Source organism: Vibrio sp. YT-17 (assembly GCF_033337375.1).
Lineage (GTDB): Bacteria > Pseudomonadota > Gammaproteobacteria > Enterobacterales > Vibrionaceae > Vibrio > Vibrio alginolyticus.
The window spans coordinates 193438-210543 of the sequence record NZ_JAWOQP010000005.1; the positions used below are offsets into that span (position 1 = coordinate 193438).

Consider the following 17106-nt stretch of genomic DNA (forward strand, 5'->3'; position numbering starts at 1 on the left):
TGTTAATTCTTCAATCAATGTTTTCATTATCGTGAGTTTAAATTGTGAATGTGTTGCCTACGTGTATTTTTACTCTGTGAAATGCCGTTTTTGACAATAAGACATATTATAAATCTTGTATTGGTTATTTGATTTGGTTATATAAAACTCAACATACTTAATCCTTAACTGTTCATATTCACACTTAATGAGATACAATAACCCTCTGTTTGTTAAGTGATTGTGTGTTTTTTTAACGTATTGGTATCGAACAAAAAGCGACCTAAGCCGCTCTTGTTCATTTTGATAAATGTACTTATCAGTCGTTTTAGATTTCTTCGTGTTTATGGACTAGGCCGAAGTCAGCTAAAATGGCATACGCGGCAGGGATCATAAACAACACCAGCAGAGTGGATGCGAAAATACCAAACACGATGGATATAACCAGTGGTTGGATAACCTGTGCTTGCAAACTGGTTTCAGTCAGCAACGGAAGCAAACCTGCTGCAGTGGTCATTGATGTTAGGAATACTGCTCTAAAGCGTTCCCGACTGGCTTTGACTACCGAGTCATGCACATTATCCCCTTCATCCACATGATGGCGTATGTACTGAACTAACAGAATCGAGTCATTCACCACAATCCCTGCTAATGAGACGAAGCCCATCATACTTGGCATACTTAATGAGTGACCGAGTAGGATGTGTCCCCATACCACGCCAATAAAAGCGAGGGGAATCGCAAGCATGACGACGAATGGTTCCAAATAACTGCGGAATTGGTAACTCAGAATCGCAAACACGCCAAACAAACCAAGCAAGAAGCCTTTACCCATTGATGCGCCAGTTTCAGCGGTATCTTTGGCTTCACCTTCAAAATCGAAGCGAAGACCGGGATACTTTTGCATAAGCTTTGGCGCTTCATCCTGTTGGAACTGACGAATAATGGCGGTTGAGTTGGCCTTCGTATTATCGATATCGCCGAATACGCTCACTGTGCGCAATCCATCAATGCGCTGGATTCTTACGTAATTACGCTGGAAATCCAAAGTTGCAATGGTCGCGAGTGGGATTTGACTTCCATCGGACAAGATTATTGGGAAGTTTGCCAATTGCTGTAAGTCACCAGCTTGTGCTTTATCGAGGCGAACTTCGATTGAAATGTTTTCTACCCCAACTTGGATTTCGTCTGCGGTTTGGCCAAAGAAAGCCGCACGCAATTGATTGGCGATGAGCTGGCCGTTAATCCCATAAGCTTCTGCGCCTGGGCGCAGTTTAACCAAGACTTCTTCTTTACCCATACGCATGTCATCCAATACGCCATGGACACCATCAAACTCATTCAAGTATTGTTGAATGTCGATAGAGGCTGCTTTGAGCGCATCCAGATCATCATGCTTCGCTCGAATTTCAATCGCTCGTCCACCCGGCCCCATGGTCGGTTGTTTAAATACCAGCGAGATAGGATCGGCAAGTTCACCAATGTCTTCACGCCATGCATCGATAAATTCATCGATGAGTGTGTTACGACTCTCTGCACCCAGCAAATCCAGACGTACCGTGGCAATGTGAGGGCCAGATTCATTCGCGTCGGCGTTAGCGTTGAATTGACTGGTGATGTGTAGAACCAATGGATTGCCGTCTTCCACTTTCTCTGTCCATTCTTTATCTAGCTTTTGAGCGGAAGCGACGATCTTATCGACGACAGCTTCCGTTTGAGACAGAGAAGAACCCGGAGGAAGAATAATACGCGCTTCTGCAATGTCGCCATCCAATTCAGGGAAGGGTTGGAACTTGAGTAAACCACCTACTAACGTGGCCGCGGAGATAAGAAGCAAGGCGACCACGCCACCCATAAAGGCATAGCGATACTCGACCACTTTATCTACTGCGTTGACCAAGGTGGTGTTGCGGAAGTTTTCAAAAGAAGCGAGCAGCTTTTGTTTGAACTTCGGTGTTTTTCGCTCTTGCTTTTGTTTATGTAGCGAATGAGAAAGGTGGTTAGGTAGGATCAAGAAGGCTTCCACCAAACTCAAACTCAAAACGAGGATCAGAACTTGAGGAACTGCTTTAAGTACCGCACCCATTTCACCTTGCAGGAATAACAAGCTACCAAAAATACACACCGTAGTTAGGAAGGAAGAAATTACCCCTGGCAGTACCTTTTTCACTCCTTTGATAACGGCATCATCGATCTCTTCTCCTCGGTCGAGGTGAGCGGCAATCGATTCGGCAATAACGATGGCATCATCCATCATGATACCGATGGCCATGAGTAACCCGACCAAAGACATGATGTTGATGGACAGGCCAAGTTGCGCCATCAAAAATAACCCACCTAAGAAGGCAACGGGCAAACCAGCCGCAACCCAAAAAGAGTAGCGAAAACTAAAGAACAACCACATGGTGGCGAAGACCAGAATGATACCCTGCCAACCGTTTTTGACCATCATGGTCAGGCGATCCCAAAGCACGGATGAAAGGTCATTGGTCATTTGTAGCATCACACCGTCTGGCGCGATAGCTTGTTGTTCTTCGACAAATTGAGCAACACGTTCCTTGATACGCAGTGCATCGTCTTCTTTGTTTTTGCTGACTTTTAATAAGGCAGACGGATGACCGTCGAAGAGGACTTTCTGTTCGTCCAATTCAAACCGGTCGGTAATCGTCGCAATATCTCTTAGACGGATGATTGAGCCATTTGTACCAGAGCCCACGACGATAGTCTCAAGCTCTTCCGGCGTCACGCGTCGTTCGTCAAAGCGGATCAGAAAGTTTTTATCTGGCGTTTCGACATTACCACTTGGCAACTTGACGTTTTGACGACCAATCTGCTCCGCAATATCACCAACACTCAAACCAAGTTGTCGGATAGCTTGAGTGTCTAACTCTACTCGGTATTGGTGGTCAGAGAAACCAGCAACTTCAACCAAAGAGACATCGTAATCGATTTTTAACGTGCGTTTAAGCTGTTCGGCATACGCTTTTAGCTCTGGCCATGTGGTATCTGCGGTGATGGCGACATCCACAACTGGCTCGTTCCAATCGAGCTCTTGGACCACAGGAGATTCAATCTCTTGTGGGAAGTCGTTTATCGAGTTGATCTGGGTTTGAACATCAACCAACATGCGCCCAATGTCGGCGTCTTCATTCAGTTTTAAGATAAGACGCGCTGAGCCTTCAATCGCTTCACACTGAGTTTCTTTAATGTTGGCAAGGCCATCGACAGCATCTTCCATTCGGATACAGATGCTCTCTTCTACCTCTTGAGGGGAAGCGCCGGGGTAAACCACACCAGCTAGGATGTAGGGCGGATCAAACTCAGGAAAAGTTTCACGCTTAATCGTGGAAAGTGAAGAAATCCCCAATATCAGCAGCGTTAGCATCAGCAAGTTGGCTGCTGTTGGATGCTTGGCGAAGAATCGGATCATGAATCAGACTCCTCAATAGCCGTTTCTGACTGTTCAGGTGACTCTTTCAATAGCATGCCGTTAATCGCAGGCAGCAAATCGTTGATGATCAGCTTCTGACCTTGCTCTAGTTCACCATCGATCACCACTTGGTTATTGCGACGATATAACACTTCAACCGTGACGACTTGCAGACGGTTGTCATCTCCCATCAGGTAAATCTTATCGCCATGAAGCGCACGCTCTGGGATGATCCAACTCGGGTTCTCTTGTCCCTCAATCAAGGCACGCACAAACATGCCGTTCACCAATGGAGGCGCAGACGTTGGGTTTAATGCACGGTAGTCTTGTTCAATTTCCAGAATCACACCGGCAGTCGCTTGGCTTGGATCAACCGTTTCACTGATGCGTGCAACTTTCGCAGGCCAGCTTGCAGAGAGGTTACCGCTGCTGAGTTCAATGTTGGCATGAATCGCATTCATATCAGGTTGTGGAATACCAGCTTCATCGCGGACAAACTCACCGATGCTCGCCGCCAAAGTTTGCATGTCATGAATGGATAGTTGAGCTTCCACTTCCATGACATCAATACCATGTCCTGTCACCATGGTTTGTTGGAGGTTAACCACTTGCTTTTTCTCAATTTCTACGTCAGCAATACGCAAATCGTAAGGAAGCGTGATGATGGTTTTATCAAGCGAGCGTTCGGCCTCATCCACTTTTGATGCATTAACTTTAACTAGGGCTTCCGCGACTCGTTTCTCATCCGGCATCAAACCAATTTGATTTTCAATATCCAGCACTAATTTACGTTGAGAGAGCGCGCTTTGCTCTTGCTGATCTACATCCGATTGCGAGGTTAAGCCTTTCTTACGTAGGTTTTGTTTACGGTCTAACTCTTTGTTGGCGATAACCAGACGGTTGGCTTCTATCTTGAGTGTGCTTTTGAGATTCGCTTCTTCTTGGTTCAGCTTAGCCAGAGAGGTTTGAGCAGATTTGAGATCGGCTTGAGCTTGAACCAGTTTCAGTTCGTAATCGAGTGGGTCGATTCGCAAGATTTCTGTCCCTGCTTGCAACACTTGTCCTTTTTCCAGCTGCGGATGGCGGTAGACCACTTTCCCCGTCACTTCGGCTATCGCTTTCCATTCCACTTTTGGGGCGATCTTGCCAAACCCTATGGCTACTGGAGCAATGGCTTTGAGCTCAAGTGGAATCGTCTCGACCAACCGTGCACGATCTCCAGCGGGTTTTACGGGCAAATCTGGTTTGAGGCTAATCGCCAAAAACAGAATGACGACCCCCACCGCAAGAGCAGGAAAGAACAGCAGCTTTTTATTTATCTTCATATTGGTCGCCCGAGTCTAAAAATCCATATTTCATCAGTTGTATGTTGTGTTCGAATAATCGGTTCAAGAAGGCTTCAGAAAGTTCAATGCCATGAATGGCGAGCAGTGCTGGTGGTGCCATAAAAGGAAATACCATCAAGCTGATGTAAGAGACGCGACAAAGTTGAGGGTCGGCGTCTTTTCGTAAAACGCCACTGTCGATCAACTTATCAAAGATCACGCCTTGCATTGGCTTACTGATATCTGCGAAGACTTTTTCGAGCAGTTTGCGTTGGGTTTCCGATGGGGGCATATTCATAACTTGGGCAACTAAGCGTGGGAACTGTGGTACCATGATCATTTCGCGGTAGTAGGTGCGCATTAGATCGAGAAAGTTTTGCTCGTTACTGTTGGATACCAACGTCTGCATCTGCTTTTGCATCGGTGACAGTGTTTCGCGCAACATGGTCTCGAACAAGCCTTCTTTGTTGCCAAAGTAGTAACGAATCATCGCCACGTTCACGCCTGCTTTCTGCGCGACTAGGCGAGTAGAGACCTTGTCATAAGCCATAATGGTGAAGAGTTCGCGCGCATGGAAAATCAGTTTTTCCCTTGCGTCGATATTATCTGTGGGTCTTCCCGCCCTTCGATGCGCTTCCGTCACAATCTTCTCTCAAAATATTAAACATTTGATTAATTATAAGACGCTGATTTCTCATGCGACATGTGAAAAATTAATCAGTATTTAATCAAGTGATTAATTTTTGATGAAGAGAAGTAAAAAAGAGCAGAAAGAACTGCTCTTTGAACAAATAGAAAAGTATTTACTTAGGAAGAACGGTCTTGTGAGGCTAGCTCACCCCCAACTTAACACACTCCAATTCGGTCTGTTGGCGTGTTCTTTTAGTTGTGGGCATGGATTTACCAGATAAGCGTAGTTCGCGTATTCACAAAGCGGTAAATCGTTGATTGAATCGGTATAGAAATGGATTTCGGAATAAGGCTCAGGCTGATTTTCTAGCCACTGTTTTAATCGCGTGACTTTGCCTTCACGATAACTCGGAATACCGTCGATTTCAGCAGTATAACGGTTGTTTTTCTCGATTAAATCAATTCCGAGTGCGGTTGGAATATTAAGACGGCGACCAACGGCTTCCACCAAAAAAGTGACGCTGGCAGAGATGATAACCATATCTATACCATCACGAGACAGTTGCTCAATCAGGGTTTTGGCTTGAGGAAACTGTTTAGCCAGAATATGGCTTTCAACACATTCTTCAACCAAGGCGTTTACTTCTTCAATCGGCATGTTTTCTAGTGGCTTCATGGAGAACGCTAGGTAATCTTCCATGTCCATTTTGCCTTCAGAGTACAAGGCCATTAGACGCTGATCTTCCATAATAAATAAAGGATCAGTCGCGATGCCTCTATCAACCATAAACTCGTTCCAAATCATTGCGCAGTCAGCGTTTATTAGGGTTTCATCCATATCAAAAACATACAAAGGTTTGGACATGTTTAGGCTCTCACTGGTTGAATTTCGTTTAGGTTAAAGAGTAGCTCTAGTTGGCTGCCATTCGCTAGTAAGCGTTCTGAAGAGCGGTTAAGCAAGTCAACAGTGAGCTCACACTCTTCAACGTTCACTTGATAGCGAATAACATTACCTAGAAGCTGGTGGTTGGTGATCGTACCTACTTGTGGCGCTGAGATGTGGCTATCATATTGACGACCTTGCTCTTTTACATATATAGACTCTGGGCGAATCGCCACTTTCCATTCGGTATCAATGTTGAAGAGTTGCTTGGCTTTATTGGCCTCTACAAGGTTGTAGTGCCCCATGAAACCGGCCACAAACTCGTTAGCAGGATGAGTATAAATTTCTTCAGGTGTTCCTGCTTGAACAATTTCTCCTTTACTCATTAGGAAGATACGATCAGACATAATCATCGCCTCTTCTTGGTCATGAGTTACGAAGATAGTGGTGAGATTCATCTCTTTCTGAATATCTCGGATTTGCTGACGAAGGTGTTTGCGGATTTTGGCATCAAGCGCAGAAAGTGGTTCATCAAGCAATAATATGCGAGGTTTCACCACCAACGCTCGAGCGAGTGCGACACGCTGGCGCTGACCACCAGAAAGTTGATGCGGATAGTGTTTTTCTTTACCTGCCAGATCCACCAGTTTGATGACTTTAGCCACTTCACGTCGAATATCATCATTCGCAAGCTTTTTCATTTTTAAGCCAAATGCAATGTTGCCTTCGACGGTCATATTGGGAAACAGCGCATACGATTGAAAGACCATCCCAATACCACGCTCTTGCGGGACTTGATGCGTGATATCTTCTCCGTTTACCCAAATCTCGCCTCCATCGACAGGGTTAAGCCCAGCAAGGCTGCGAAGTAGTGTCGATTTACCACAACCGCTAGGGCCCAAAAGCGTAATGAATTCACCTTGCTCGATGTTAAAGTGAATGTCCTCAAATACGGTGTTATCACCAAAACGTTTAGTCAGATTTTTCGCTGTTACGTAGCTCATTGTTTGACTCCTCGGCTGAAACGACTTGCCAACCAAGTCAGTAAAAAAATAAATAGGAAGTAGGTCATCACTATGGCAGACGTAAAGTGGCCGCTCGTCTGACGCATGTTATACAAGTAGATTTGCAGGGTTTCATAACGTGTGCCGACTAAAATATTGGCGAACACAAACTCTCCCAATAGAAATGAAAATGAAAGGAAAAGCGATGCCATCAGTCCTTTTTTGAGGTTAGGTAAAATGACCATCAAAAACGCTTTGGTTGTGCTTGCTCCTAGCAAGTGTGCAGCGTCCATTAAATCGTTAAGGTTAATTGCTTCGAAGCTATTAGAAATCGCACGATACATGAACGGTAACGCGATGGTGAAGTAAGTACCTACTAGAATCCAAGGAGTACCGATAAGGGAGATTTCACTGTCAGCATAAAGTTGAAGCAAGCCGACGGAGGACACCACTGGTGGTACAGCGAATGGTAGCAAAATCAATACGTTCATGAGCTTATCGAGCCTTGGAAAGTAGTAAAACACCACGAATATCGCTGGCAGAACTAGAATCACACTGAGGGTTAGCGAAGCAATACAAATAAACAGCGAACGCCCAAATGCTTGCAAAAAGCGTGGGTCGGTCAGCAATTTAACGTACCAATCAAAAGTGAAACCATCTGGAAGCACCGTGGCGCCCCAGCGTGATGAAAGCGAATAGACAAAGGTCGCTAAAATCGGGATGAGCATGATCCCAACAATGGAATAAACCACCGTTTTATGGAATCGAGTATTAACGTTGTTCATGACTACTTCCTACCTGCATAGCTTTTCGAAATGAGCCATTGGTTAATCACTGTGATAAAGGCAAGTAACGCCATTAGAATCACCGAAATTGCAGCGGCGAGATTAGGTTCAAGGAACAGGTCTCCCGATACCAGACTCGCAATTCGAATTGTGATGACGTTATAGTTACCGGAGGTCAGCGCATAAACACTCGCATAAGCGCCAATTGCGTTGGCTATTAAGATAATAAAGGTACCGAATAAGGCTGGTGAGAGCACTGGCAGCGCGATTTTCGCCCAATACTGTGATGTTTTGGCTCCCAGTAGCGCAGCAGCAGCTTGCCAATCATCACTCAACGCGTCGAACGCAGGGTAGATCAACAATACCGCCAGCGGGATTTGGAAGTAGATGTAAATGGCCAGCAGGCCCCATTTACCATAAAGGTCGAAATCACCGAGTAAGCCATACTGCTTGAGCAAAAGGGTAATCGCCCCATTGGTGCCCAAAATAATAATAAAAGCGAATGACAGAGGTACGCCTGCAAAGTTGCTGCTCATGTTTGTAAACGCAATCACACCGTCGCGGACTTTAGAATCGACTCTGCGTAGAGAAGAGACCAACAGAGTCGCAATGGCTAAGCCAAAAATGCTCGACCATACAGCTAACCACAAACTGTTGCCAAACGCCTGCATCATAAAGGCGGAGTCGAGCACTTCAATGTAGTTATCGAAGGCAAACTCGCCATCGTAGATAAAGCTGTTTAACAGTACCCAAATCATCGGTGCGAGTTGAAATAGGTAGAAAAACAGCGCGAAAGGCACCAACCAAATGGCTGGCTTAAAGCGCTTTAACCAAGTACTTGCCAAATTTGAGCGTGATTCGCTGGAGCTTGGGGAGAGGACTGAACTGCTCATAGTGCTAACAATTCCTGAGTGTATGGCTTCGTGTGGTCAAGGTTTAGCAATTGACAAACGGTGCCACAAATATCAGTCTGCTTAATATGACAATCTTGATGGGTAAACTTATCACCAATGACAAACAGGGGAACTTCTCGTTCTTCAGGTAAAATCCCACCGTGAGAAAGATCGTTGTTCATGCCATGATCGCTGGTCACAATGATTTGATACCCATCAGCAAGCCATTGATCGATGTAGTTGGAAAGAATAATGTCTGCACCTCGCGCACAATTGCGGTATTGGCGAGAGTCTAGGCCAAACTTATGTCCTGTATCGTCGATATTCATCGGGTGGATCAGTAAGAAATCAGGTTGATAGTTTCGACGTAAATACTCTGCGTCCAGGAACAAGGCTTCATCAGGATAATGATCCCAATGGTAAAAGTAGCCGTGCTGGATATTCAGGGTTTCATCATGCGTGAAACGATCGCGAACAGGTTCAAATGGCGCGCGATTATAAAGCTCACTTACCCAGTGGTAGGCAGCCGCAGCGGTCACTTTTCCTTGGGCTTTTGCCAAACTGAAAATGGAATCGTGTTTGGATAGACGAACGATATTGTTGTTTACGATGCCGCTTTCTACAGGGCGAACGCCCGTTAAAATGCACTCATAAAGTGGGCGAGACATAGAGGGCAGCTCACACTGCACAGGATAAAGCGTTGCGCGAGTTTCTTGTTGGGAACGACTTTGCTCTAGAAGACCATTGAGGTAGCCCATGCAATCACGGGCTACCTGATAGTTCAGTCCATCTAGAACAACAAGGATGACCTTATTGCTCATAACGACTTACTCTTATTGCTGGTGGATTAAGACACTTTCTTGCCATTGACGTGGCAGCTTACGTGCGGACTTTTCCCAAGCTGAGAAGTCAGTCACTGGGTGAACATTGCTGTATTGGTCATTAGCAATTAGCTTGTCTTGCACTGCTTGAGGCAGTGTGATGTTGGTGCGGATTGGACGCGCATAACCTTCTGCTAAGTTGATTTGCCCTTGATCGCTGAAGATGTATTCACGAGCAAGCTTTGCTGCATTAGGGTTCTTCGCGTATTTATTGATTATGGTTGTATAACCAGAAATCACAGAGCCATCTTGAGGAATGCTCACTGTAAAGCGGTCGCGGTCAATTTTGTCGCGGTAGTTCAATGCATTGAAGTCCCACATGATCGCCACTTCCACTTCGCCTTTTTCTAGGTTGGCGATGTTCGGATCGGTAAATGAAAGACGACCTTGCTTCGCGAGTTCAGAAAAGAATTTGAGCGCAGGCTTGAGGTTGGATTCGTCCCCACCGTTGGCGAACGCTGCGGCGAGAACCGCGTTGTTTGCCTGTGCTGCTACGCCTACGTCACCTACGGTCACTTTGTAGTCGCCTTTTAATAGGTCACCCCACGTTTTTGGCGCGTCTTTTACGAGGTTATTGTTGGAGATAAAAGAAATAGTGCCAGTGTAAGCAAGTGCCCAATGACCATCTTCGTCTTTTGCCCAATCTGGGATGTCATTCCAAGTTGTTGGTTTATATGGCTGAGTGACGCCTTTTTTTACCGCTACACGTGCGAAGGCAAAGCCTACGTCACCAATGTCTGCGGTCGCGTTTTTCTTCTCAGCTTCGAATTTTGCGATTTCTTGAGCCGAGCTCATATCCGTGTCTTGGTGCTTAAGGTTGTAATTTGACTTTAAATCAGCCCAAGTGTCTTTCCAGTTTGCCCAACTGTCAGGCATACCCACACTGTAAACCGCCCCTTCTTTTTGTGCTGCTGCTACCAAAGATTCAATATCGGCTTCTTTCGCTACTGTTGGCGTAGCGAGCGTTACCGCAATGATTGCCGCTGGTGCGGTAATTGAACGACTTAGCAAAGTTTTCATTGTCTCCATCCTTCTGGACTAGGTCAGTAAGTTCGCTTTGTATGCTATGGATGGAATGTGACGATTTAGCGCAAGTAATTTGACAGTTTTGCTGATTTTATATGGCACTTATATTTCATACGTTCAGTATGTGTTCTGTTGATTAATGTCATATTTTTGTTACGTAAACGCCTTATGTTATTCGTCAAATTATCGTTGGACTAGATCAGAATGAGAGCGACAGGCACCGGACAATTTGGTACTCAATTAGGAAAAATTAGAAGCAGCTTAAAACAGCAGATTCTTTCCGGCATCATGTCGGAAGGACAAAAACTGCCGTCAGAGAGAGAGCTCAGTGAGCTGTTTTCTACAACTCGAATCACTATCAAAGATGCGTTGGTGTCTTTAGAAACTGAAGGTCTTATTTATCGAGAAGAGCGCCGGGGTTGGTATGTATCTCCTGAGCGTATCTGTTACAACCCGTTGTCTCGTTCTCACTTCCATCAGATGATTCGAGAGCAGCATCGTATTGCAGAAACTAAGCTACTCAACGTGCGAAGTGAAATGGCCGCAGGTGAGTATGCCAAATCGTTAGAGGTGGAGCGAATTACCCCAATTTATGTAATTGAACGGTTACGTTTTATTGATGGGCGAGCGGTATTGTTTGTTGAGAACGTGCTCAAAGCGGCACTGTTTGAGGGTATATTGTCTGAGAACCTCACCATGTCCCTGACAGGCATTTATCGTGAGAAGTATGGTTACGAGACAAAGCGCTCTCGTTTTGATGTGATTCCCACGTCAGCTCCTGCTCATGTCGCTAAGGCGTTGAACCTAGCTGAAGGACAACCCGTTCTGAAAATTCGGCGGGTAAACTACAAACAAGATGGGCATTTAATGGACTGCGAATTCGAGTATTGGCGTCCAGACGCAGTGATGATTCGCATTGATAGCGTAGGATAAAGCGCAGAATTAAAAAGAGCCCAATGAAGGGCTCTTTTTCGCATATTGGTTAGAGAGGCGGTTTAAACGAGGCCTTGCTCTTTCGCCATTCTGCTTGCAATGCCGGGTGCTTTCCAAATGCTTGGCAGCAAAATGAAAGACACAGGTACGGCAGTAATTACAATGAAAGACTGCAATGCAGAAATACCACCAGAGCCCATTGAGATGAGCGCAATAGCGACAATACCCATAATCAGACCCCAGAACGAGCGAATCACTGCGTTTGGTTCTGTTGAGCCCGTCATCACTACACTGATTGTGTAAGTCATCGAGTCACCCGTCGTCACGATAAATGTTGTCGTTAAGATCAGGAACAGAACCGAAATGATCATTGGGTAAGGTAATTCACCAGTAATCGCTAGCAGTGCTGCAGGCAAGTTAAAGCCTTCAAACGCAGATGAAATCAAACCAGGGTTATCAAGTTCAAACGCAAGGCCACTGCCACCAACGATACTAAACCAGAAGCAAGTAATCAGCGGTGCCGCGATGCTAATAGACATGATTAATTGGCGAATTGTACGACCACGAGAGATACGAGCAATAAAGATCGCCATCATTGGGCCATAACCGATAAACCAACCCCAGAAGAATACTGTCCACCAACTTAGCCAGCCTGTATCACCACGGTAAAGTGCCATAGGGAAGAAGTTATCCACCATACGACCAACGCCTTGCACGTAGCCATCAACGATAAAGCTTGTCGGCCCGAAGAACAGGATGTAACCAATTAATAGTACAGACAAAATGATGTTGTAACGACTGACGATTTGAATACCCTTGCTCAAACCGCTCAGTGCGGAAAGGGTATACATCAGGATCGCCGCCATGATAACCATGCTTTGCGTTACGAACGTATCTGGCAGGCCAAACAATGAGTTTAGCGCGTAGCTAATTTGTAAACCTAAGAAGCCGATAGGACCGATGGTTCCTGCTGCTACTGCAATGATGCTACATGCGTCAGCAACATCACCAATCCAGCCTTTAATGGCTTTATCACCAAAAACAGGGTAAAGCAGAGTACGCGGCTTAAGAGGCAGGCCTTTATCGTAATGCAAGTGCATTAAGACAATGGAAGATAGACCACCAAGGATCGCCCAAGCTAAGAAGCCCCAGTGCATAAAAGACTGAGATAGGGCATTGATTGCGGCAGTTTTCGGTGAGGCTTCCCCGTATAGAGGCGGAGCAGTCACAAAGTGCGCGATAGGCTCAGCTGCGGCCCAGAACACACCACCACCTGCAAGTAGAGTACAGAGTACGATTGACAACCACTTAAAGTTATCAATATCAGGTTTCGCTAGACCACCTAGGCGCACATAACCAGTGCGACCAAACGCAAGAGCCAAACCAATTAGGAAATTCAGAAGAAGCAGTACTTGCCAGTAAGCTCCGAAATATTTAGTAGCAAAGCCGAAGCCGGTGTTAACCATTGCGGTTAGAGAGTCGGTATTCGTTAGAGCAAGTAAAACGAATAGAGTGAGGAAGCTACCACTTAACCAAAAGACAGGATTGGTGAGTTCGAGGCGCTTGAGTAAAGATGGGGGATGAATAGCAGAATAGTCAGCATCCTGAATAGGCGCTGTGTGGGAGGCGGCATTCGTCATATTTGACATAATTACTTCGCTTTTTAGGGCTATGAAGCCGTGCATTTCCCCTCACATCGTTTCAACGAAAAGTGTGAGGATGTTCAAAAAGCCGATGATGTTAACATGTCGAAGTTGCAAATATAACCTTAGATTTCGATTAATTTTTAACAGGTTAGCCAAGTTGCTGATTTTTGGGTAGAGATCAAAAGAAAGAGTTTTTACGTGAAATGCACCGCATTTCGTATGTAATTAACATTTCCCTTATTTTTGCATGGGATTATCAGGATTACATTGAGAAAACATGTTTTTCCCAAGCTAAGGTTTAACTCAATGGCTCACTTCGAACTTAACGGGCAGTGGATGCTTACCTCGCCACAGCGTCCCGATCTTGAAATTCCGATGTTTATTCCGGGCGATAATGTGTCGGCGCTTTTACAAGCAGAGCAGATTCCAGATCCTTATTTTGCCGATAATGAAAACAAAGTTCGATGGATTGAAGAGTGTGAGTGGCATATCTCACGTGAGTTTGAAGTCGACGCGTTTACGTTGTCTGCCAAGCAAATTTGGATGACGCTAACTCGTCTCGATACCTTGGCAACCTTCTATGTTAATGGTGAGTTAGCACTAACTTGCAGCAACATGTTTACCCAGCAACGTGTGGATATTAAACCGCATTTAAAGCAAGGTACTAACACGATTCGGGTTGAGTTTGCTCGGGTGGATTTAGAAGGTATCGCAAGAGCAAAAAAATTGCCATTTCCTATTCCATCGGCAATGGGCAACAACCAAATTCCACACATGAACTTGATCCGCAAAACACAATGCCATTCCGGATGGGACTGGGGCATTTGCTTGATGGTATCGGGTATTTACGACCCCATTCAAATCGACATTGTGAATGAGCTTTGGCTCAAAGGCTTCTCGACAGAGCAGCAATGGCAAGCCGATGGGAGTGTGTTTCTTGATGTAGTAGTTGAAGTGGAAACGGACAGTCAACGCCATGAAATGATTGTTGAATTTAATGGTGAGCGTCAATGTATTCAAACAAAAGGAAGTGGTCACTATCATTGCCAGTTCCACATTTTGGAGCCTCAACGCTGGTGGCCATCGGGTTATGGCGAAGCGTATCTCTATCCCATTACCATTTCTTGCAGAGAGCAAAAGTTAACGCACAACATTGGTTTGCGTCAGTTAACCCTAAATAACCAAGCTGATGAGCACGGCTCTGCAATGGAATTTATCGTCAATGGCGTACCGATTAATGCTAAAGGTGCCAACTGGATCCCTATTGACGCAATGCCGGGGCGAGAGTACGAAACACGTTATCGCAACCTTTTGCAAAGTGCGGTTGACGCCAACATGAACATGATTCGCGTATGGGGCGGTGGTCAGTACGAGAGTGAAACCTTTTATAACCTTTGTGATGAACTTGGCTTGTTGGTGTGGCAAGACATGATGTTCGCCTGCTCGTTGTACCCATCAAACGACGAGTTTTTAAAAGAGGTAGAAGAAGAACTTAGATTCCAAATCCCGAGGCTCAAGGAGCACCCATCAATCGCACTTTGGTGTGGTGACAATGAAGTGATTGGAGCTATTGGTTGGTATGACGAATCTAAGCGCAGTAAAGTCAAATACACGGTTAACTACGATCGCCTCAACCGCATGATTGAGAAGGAGATTACCGAGCAAGATAGCACTCGCCGTTTCTGGCCAAGTTCCCCATGTAATGGTGAACTGGATTTCGGTGATGCGTGGCATGATGATAGTAAAGGCGATATGCACTTTTGGGACGTTTGGCATTCAGGAAAATCATTCAGTGCCTACCTTGACGTGAATCCTCGTTTTTGCTCTGAGTTTGGTTTTCAATCTTGGCCATCTTTTGCTGAAGTTAAGCGGTTTGTCCCTGAGCAAGACTGGAATATTACATCCCCAACTTTCGAACAACATCAGAAGAACCTTCGAGGTAATAGTATTATCACAGAGATGTTCACGCGCTATTTTCGTTTTCCCTCTGGATTCGAGAGCATGCTGTATTTAAGTCAAGTTCAGCAGGCAATCGCGATCAAAACTGCATGCGATCATTGGCGTGCCATTTCTCCAGTTTGTCGCGGCATGCTGTACTGGCAACTCAACGACAATTGGCCTGTCAGTTCTTGGTCTAGTTTGGAATACAGTGGTCGATGGAAGCAGTTGCACTACCATGCGAAGCGATTTTTTGCGCCACAGTATTTGGTATTTTCCGAGCATACAGGCAAGTTGAGCCTACATTTGCTCAATGATGCAAAAGAGCCCGCAAGCGTCAACGTACTGCTTAAGTGGGTAGATTGGCAAGGGGAAGAAAAGCAATGTTGGAGCTTAGAACAAACAGTCATAGCAGACAGCAATACGATTTTGTGGCAATTGGATGAATCGATCGAGAAGGACGAACTTACGTCAGGCTTCTTCTATGTTGAAGCGCAAATCGGTGAAGACAGAATAAGCAACACATGGTTTAGTACTCATGAGCTAAAAACCTTGCCGATAGCGAAAGCCAATATAGGTGTCTCTATTGAAGGGAGGAAAATTACATTGATTGCGGATAAGCCTGCGTTTTTTGTTCATTTGGAGAGTGATGCTGATGGAAGGTTCAGTGACTCCAGTTTTACTCTGTTGGTCAACGTTCCAATGACGGTTGAGTATTTAGGTGATGATGTTTCAGGTATGCAGCAGTCGTTGAGGGTATGCCACCTTAATGATTAAAGCGGGCATAGAACATCTATATGCTGATAACTAAAAAGGGAGCATTTGCTCCCTTTTTAGTTATTAAGTATCCGTTATTAAGCTCAGGTTGAGACAGAAGTTTATTTAAGTTTCTGATGGACCCGATAGCTAACGACAAAGCCAATGTAGAATAGTGCAGCAAGAGTAATCACTGCCGTCGCGTACGCCAGCAGGCTGTTTAACCCTAAACCAAAAGCCAGAGTGAAGGCGATACCATGAATGGCTTCCGCAGGGATTCGGTACCAAGCAGAGTGGACGGAAGATCCGAAGAGGATAAAGGTACTAAGTAAGACAATCGTGCCGCCTATAAAGCCGACCCATCTGCTGTTGTTCATGTTGCAGTCTCAGGGGTTACCGAGGTAACGTAACAAAATATTTCAGGATCGTATTATACAACCGATCATCGCGAAAAGCGCTAGAGAAATTTCGCGGATAAAACAGAGTGTTTTAATTCGAACAAAAGAATACGACATAGCCAACTTAATACAGGAATAACAAAACATGTTGAGATTTATACAACGTCGCCGCATTAAGAAAGTGATTAAGCTAATGAGTACCAGATTGATAGTGGGATACGGCAGTCGTGAGTACTTTTCGGTTGGTCAGGTAAAGACGAGCACCAGCGAGTTAAGCTTAAGCGCGTGCCAACAAAAAATTGCGTTGGCGTTGTATGCGAATCCGCAAGATCTTGATTTGGAAAACCAACCAGAATTGCAAGCAATACGCTCAGACGTGGCGCATGATTTCTTTTCTGGTGCCGATTATACCGCTCAAGATGTGCTTAATTTACTCGGCTCTGGTGGCTGGAAAGGCGGTCGAATGGAAGATGGAATGTCTCATCATTTTGGTATGCACAGTCGCTATTAAAAACATGCGTTAATTTTATAAATTCGATAAATATTTTTGCTGTTAAAGATTAATTAAATTTTCTTTCAATTGGGTAACAATTACCTAA

At 45.1% G+C, this 17106-nt stretch carries 14 protein-coding genes; 3 read left to right on the forward strand and 11 right to left on the reverse strand.

The features are described 5' to 3' along the window. Positions 1-307: 307 nt before the first annotated feature. The 9 genes from R7F67_RS07420 to R7F67_RS07460 all read right to left on the reverse strand — a co-directional run bounded on the left by R7F67_RS07420 (position 308) and on the right by R7F67_RS07460 (position 10830). Positions 308-3409 (reverse strand): efflux RND transporter permease subunit, encoded by a 3102-nt coding sequence (locus tag R7F67_RS07420; RefSeq protein WP_258476076.1) that lies wholly within the window; start codon positions 3407-3409, stop codon positions 308-310. Next, a complete protein-coding gene (locus R7F67_RS07425) occupies positions 3406-4734 on the reverse strand; it encodes an efflux RND transporter periplasmic adaptor subunit (protein WP_262636901.1) in 1329 nt (442 codons plus the stop codon). The genes R7F67_RS07420 and R7F67_RS07425 overlap by 4 nt, the downstream gene beginning before the upstream one ends. Then, on the reverse strand, positions 4721-5377 hold the full coding sequence (locus R7F67_RS07430) for a TetR/AcrR family transcriptional regulator (RefSeq protein ID WP_318057131.1): 657 nt from the start codon (positions 5375-5377) through the stop codon (positions 4721-4723). Before R7F67_RS07430 ends, R7F67_RS07425 begins: the two co-directional genes overlap by 14 nt. A gap of 192 nt (positions 5378-5569) precedes the next feature. Next, the gene (locus R7F67_RS07435) at positions 5570-6229 is read right to left on the reverse strand and encodes an HAD family hydrolase (protein WP_005373864.1); all 660 of its coding nucleotides are present in this window, start codon (positions 6227-6229) and stop codon (positions 5570-5572) included. A 2-nt stretch (positions 6230-6231) separates the two neighbouring features. After that, positions 6232-7251 carry an ABC transporter ATP-binding protein gene (locus tag R7F67_RS07440; protein WP_005373862.1) on the reverse strand — a complete coding sequence of 340 codons (1020 nt, stop codon included), beginning with the start codon at positions 7249-7251 and terminating at the stop codon, positions 6232-6234. After that, entirely contained in the window at positions 7248-8036 is a 789-nt protein-coding gene (locus tag R7F67_RS07445; protein ID WP_213901412.1) for an ABC transporter permease, read from the reverse strand. Before R7F67_RS07445 ends, R7F67_RS07440 begins: the two co-directional genes overlap by 4 nt. Before the next feature lie 2 nt (positions 8037-8038). Next, positions 8039-8929, reverse strand: a complete 891-nt coding sequence (locus R7F67_RS07450; protein WP_005373856.1) for an ABC transporter permease — start codon at positions 8927-8929, stop codon at positions 8039-8041. Next, a complete protein-coding gene (locus R7F67_RS07455) occupies positions 8926-9750 on the reverse strand; it encodes an alkaline phosphatase family protein (RefSeq protein WP_054574544.1) in 825 nt (274 codons plus the stop codon). The genes R7F67_RS07450 and R7F67_RS07455 overlap by 4 nt, the downstream gene beginning before the upstream one ends. 12 nt (positions 9751-9762) lie before the next feature. Further along, a complete protein-coding gene (locus tag R7F67_RS07460) occupies positions 9763-10830 on the reverse strand; it encodes an ABC transporter substrate-binding protein (RefSeq protein ID WP_206953393.1) in 1068 nt (355 codons plus the stop codon). Positions 10831-11040: 210 nt separating this feature from the next. On the opposite strand from R7F67_RS07460, the gene R7F67_RS07465 reads away from it, so the two are divergent. Beyond that, positions 11041-11769 (forward strand): UTRA domain-containing protein, encoded by a 729-nt coding sequence (locus R7F67_RS07465; RefSeq protein ID WP_005387087.1) that lies wholly within the window; start codon positions 11041-11043, stop codon positions 11767-11769. 62 nt (positions 11770-11831) lie between these two features. Here the strand turns inward: R7F67_RS07465 and R7F67_RS07470 are convergent, their stop codons facing one another. Continuing rightward, the gene (locus R7F67_RS07470; RefSeq protein ID WP_005373846.1) at positions 11832-13418 is read right to left on the reverse strand and encodes a BCCT family transporter; all 1587 of its coding nucleotides are present in this window, start codon (positions 13416-13418) and stop codon (positions 11832-11834) included. Between the two features lie 303 nt (positions 13419-13721). Here R7F67_RS07470 and R7F67_RS07475 point away from each other — a divergent pair, with 303 nt between their 5' ends. Beyond that, on the forward strand, positions 13722-16130 hold the full coding sequence (locus R7F67_RS07475) for a beta-mannosidase (protein WP_054576156.1): 2409 nt from the start codon (positions 13722-13724) through the stop codon (positions 16128-16130). A gap of 101 nt (positions 16131-16231) precedes the next feature. Here the strand turns inward: R7F67_RS07475 and R7F67_RS07480 are convergent, their stop codons facing one another. Beyond that, positions 16232-16486, reverse strand: coding sequence for a hypothetical protein (locus R7F67_RS07480; protein ID WP_017819806.1), 255 nt, complete (start codon positions 16484-16486; stop codon positions 16232-16234). Between the two features lie 166 nt (positions 16487-16652). Here R7F67_RS07480 and R7F67_RS07485 point away from each other — a divergent pair, with 166 nt between their 5' ends. After that, positions 16653-17018: a DUF6559 family protein gene (locus R7F67_RS07485; RefSeq protein ID WP_054576155.1), complete on the forward strand. Its 366-nt coding sequence runs from the start codon at positions 16653-16655 to the stop codon at positions 17016-17018. Positions 17019-17106: the final 88 nt, after the last annotated feature.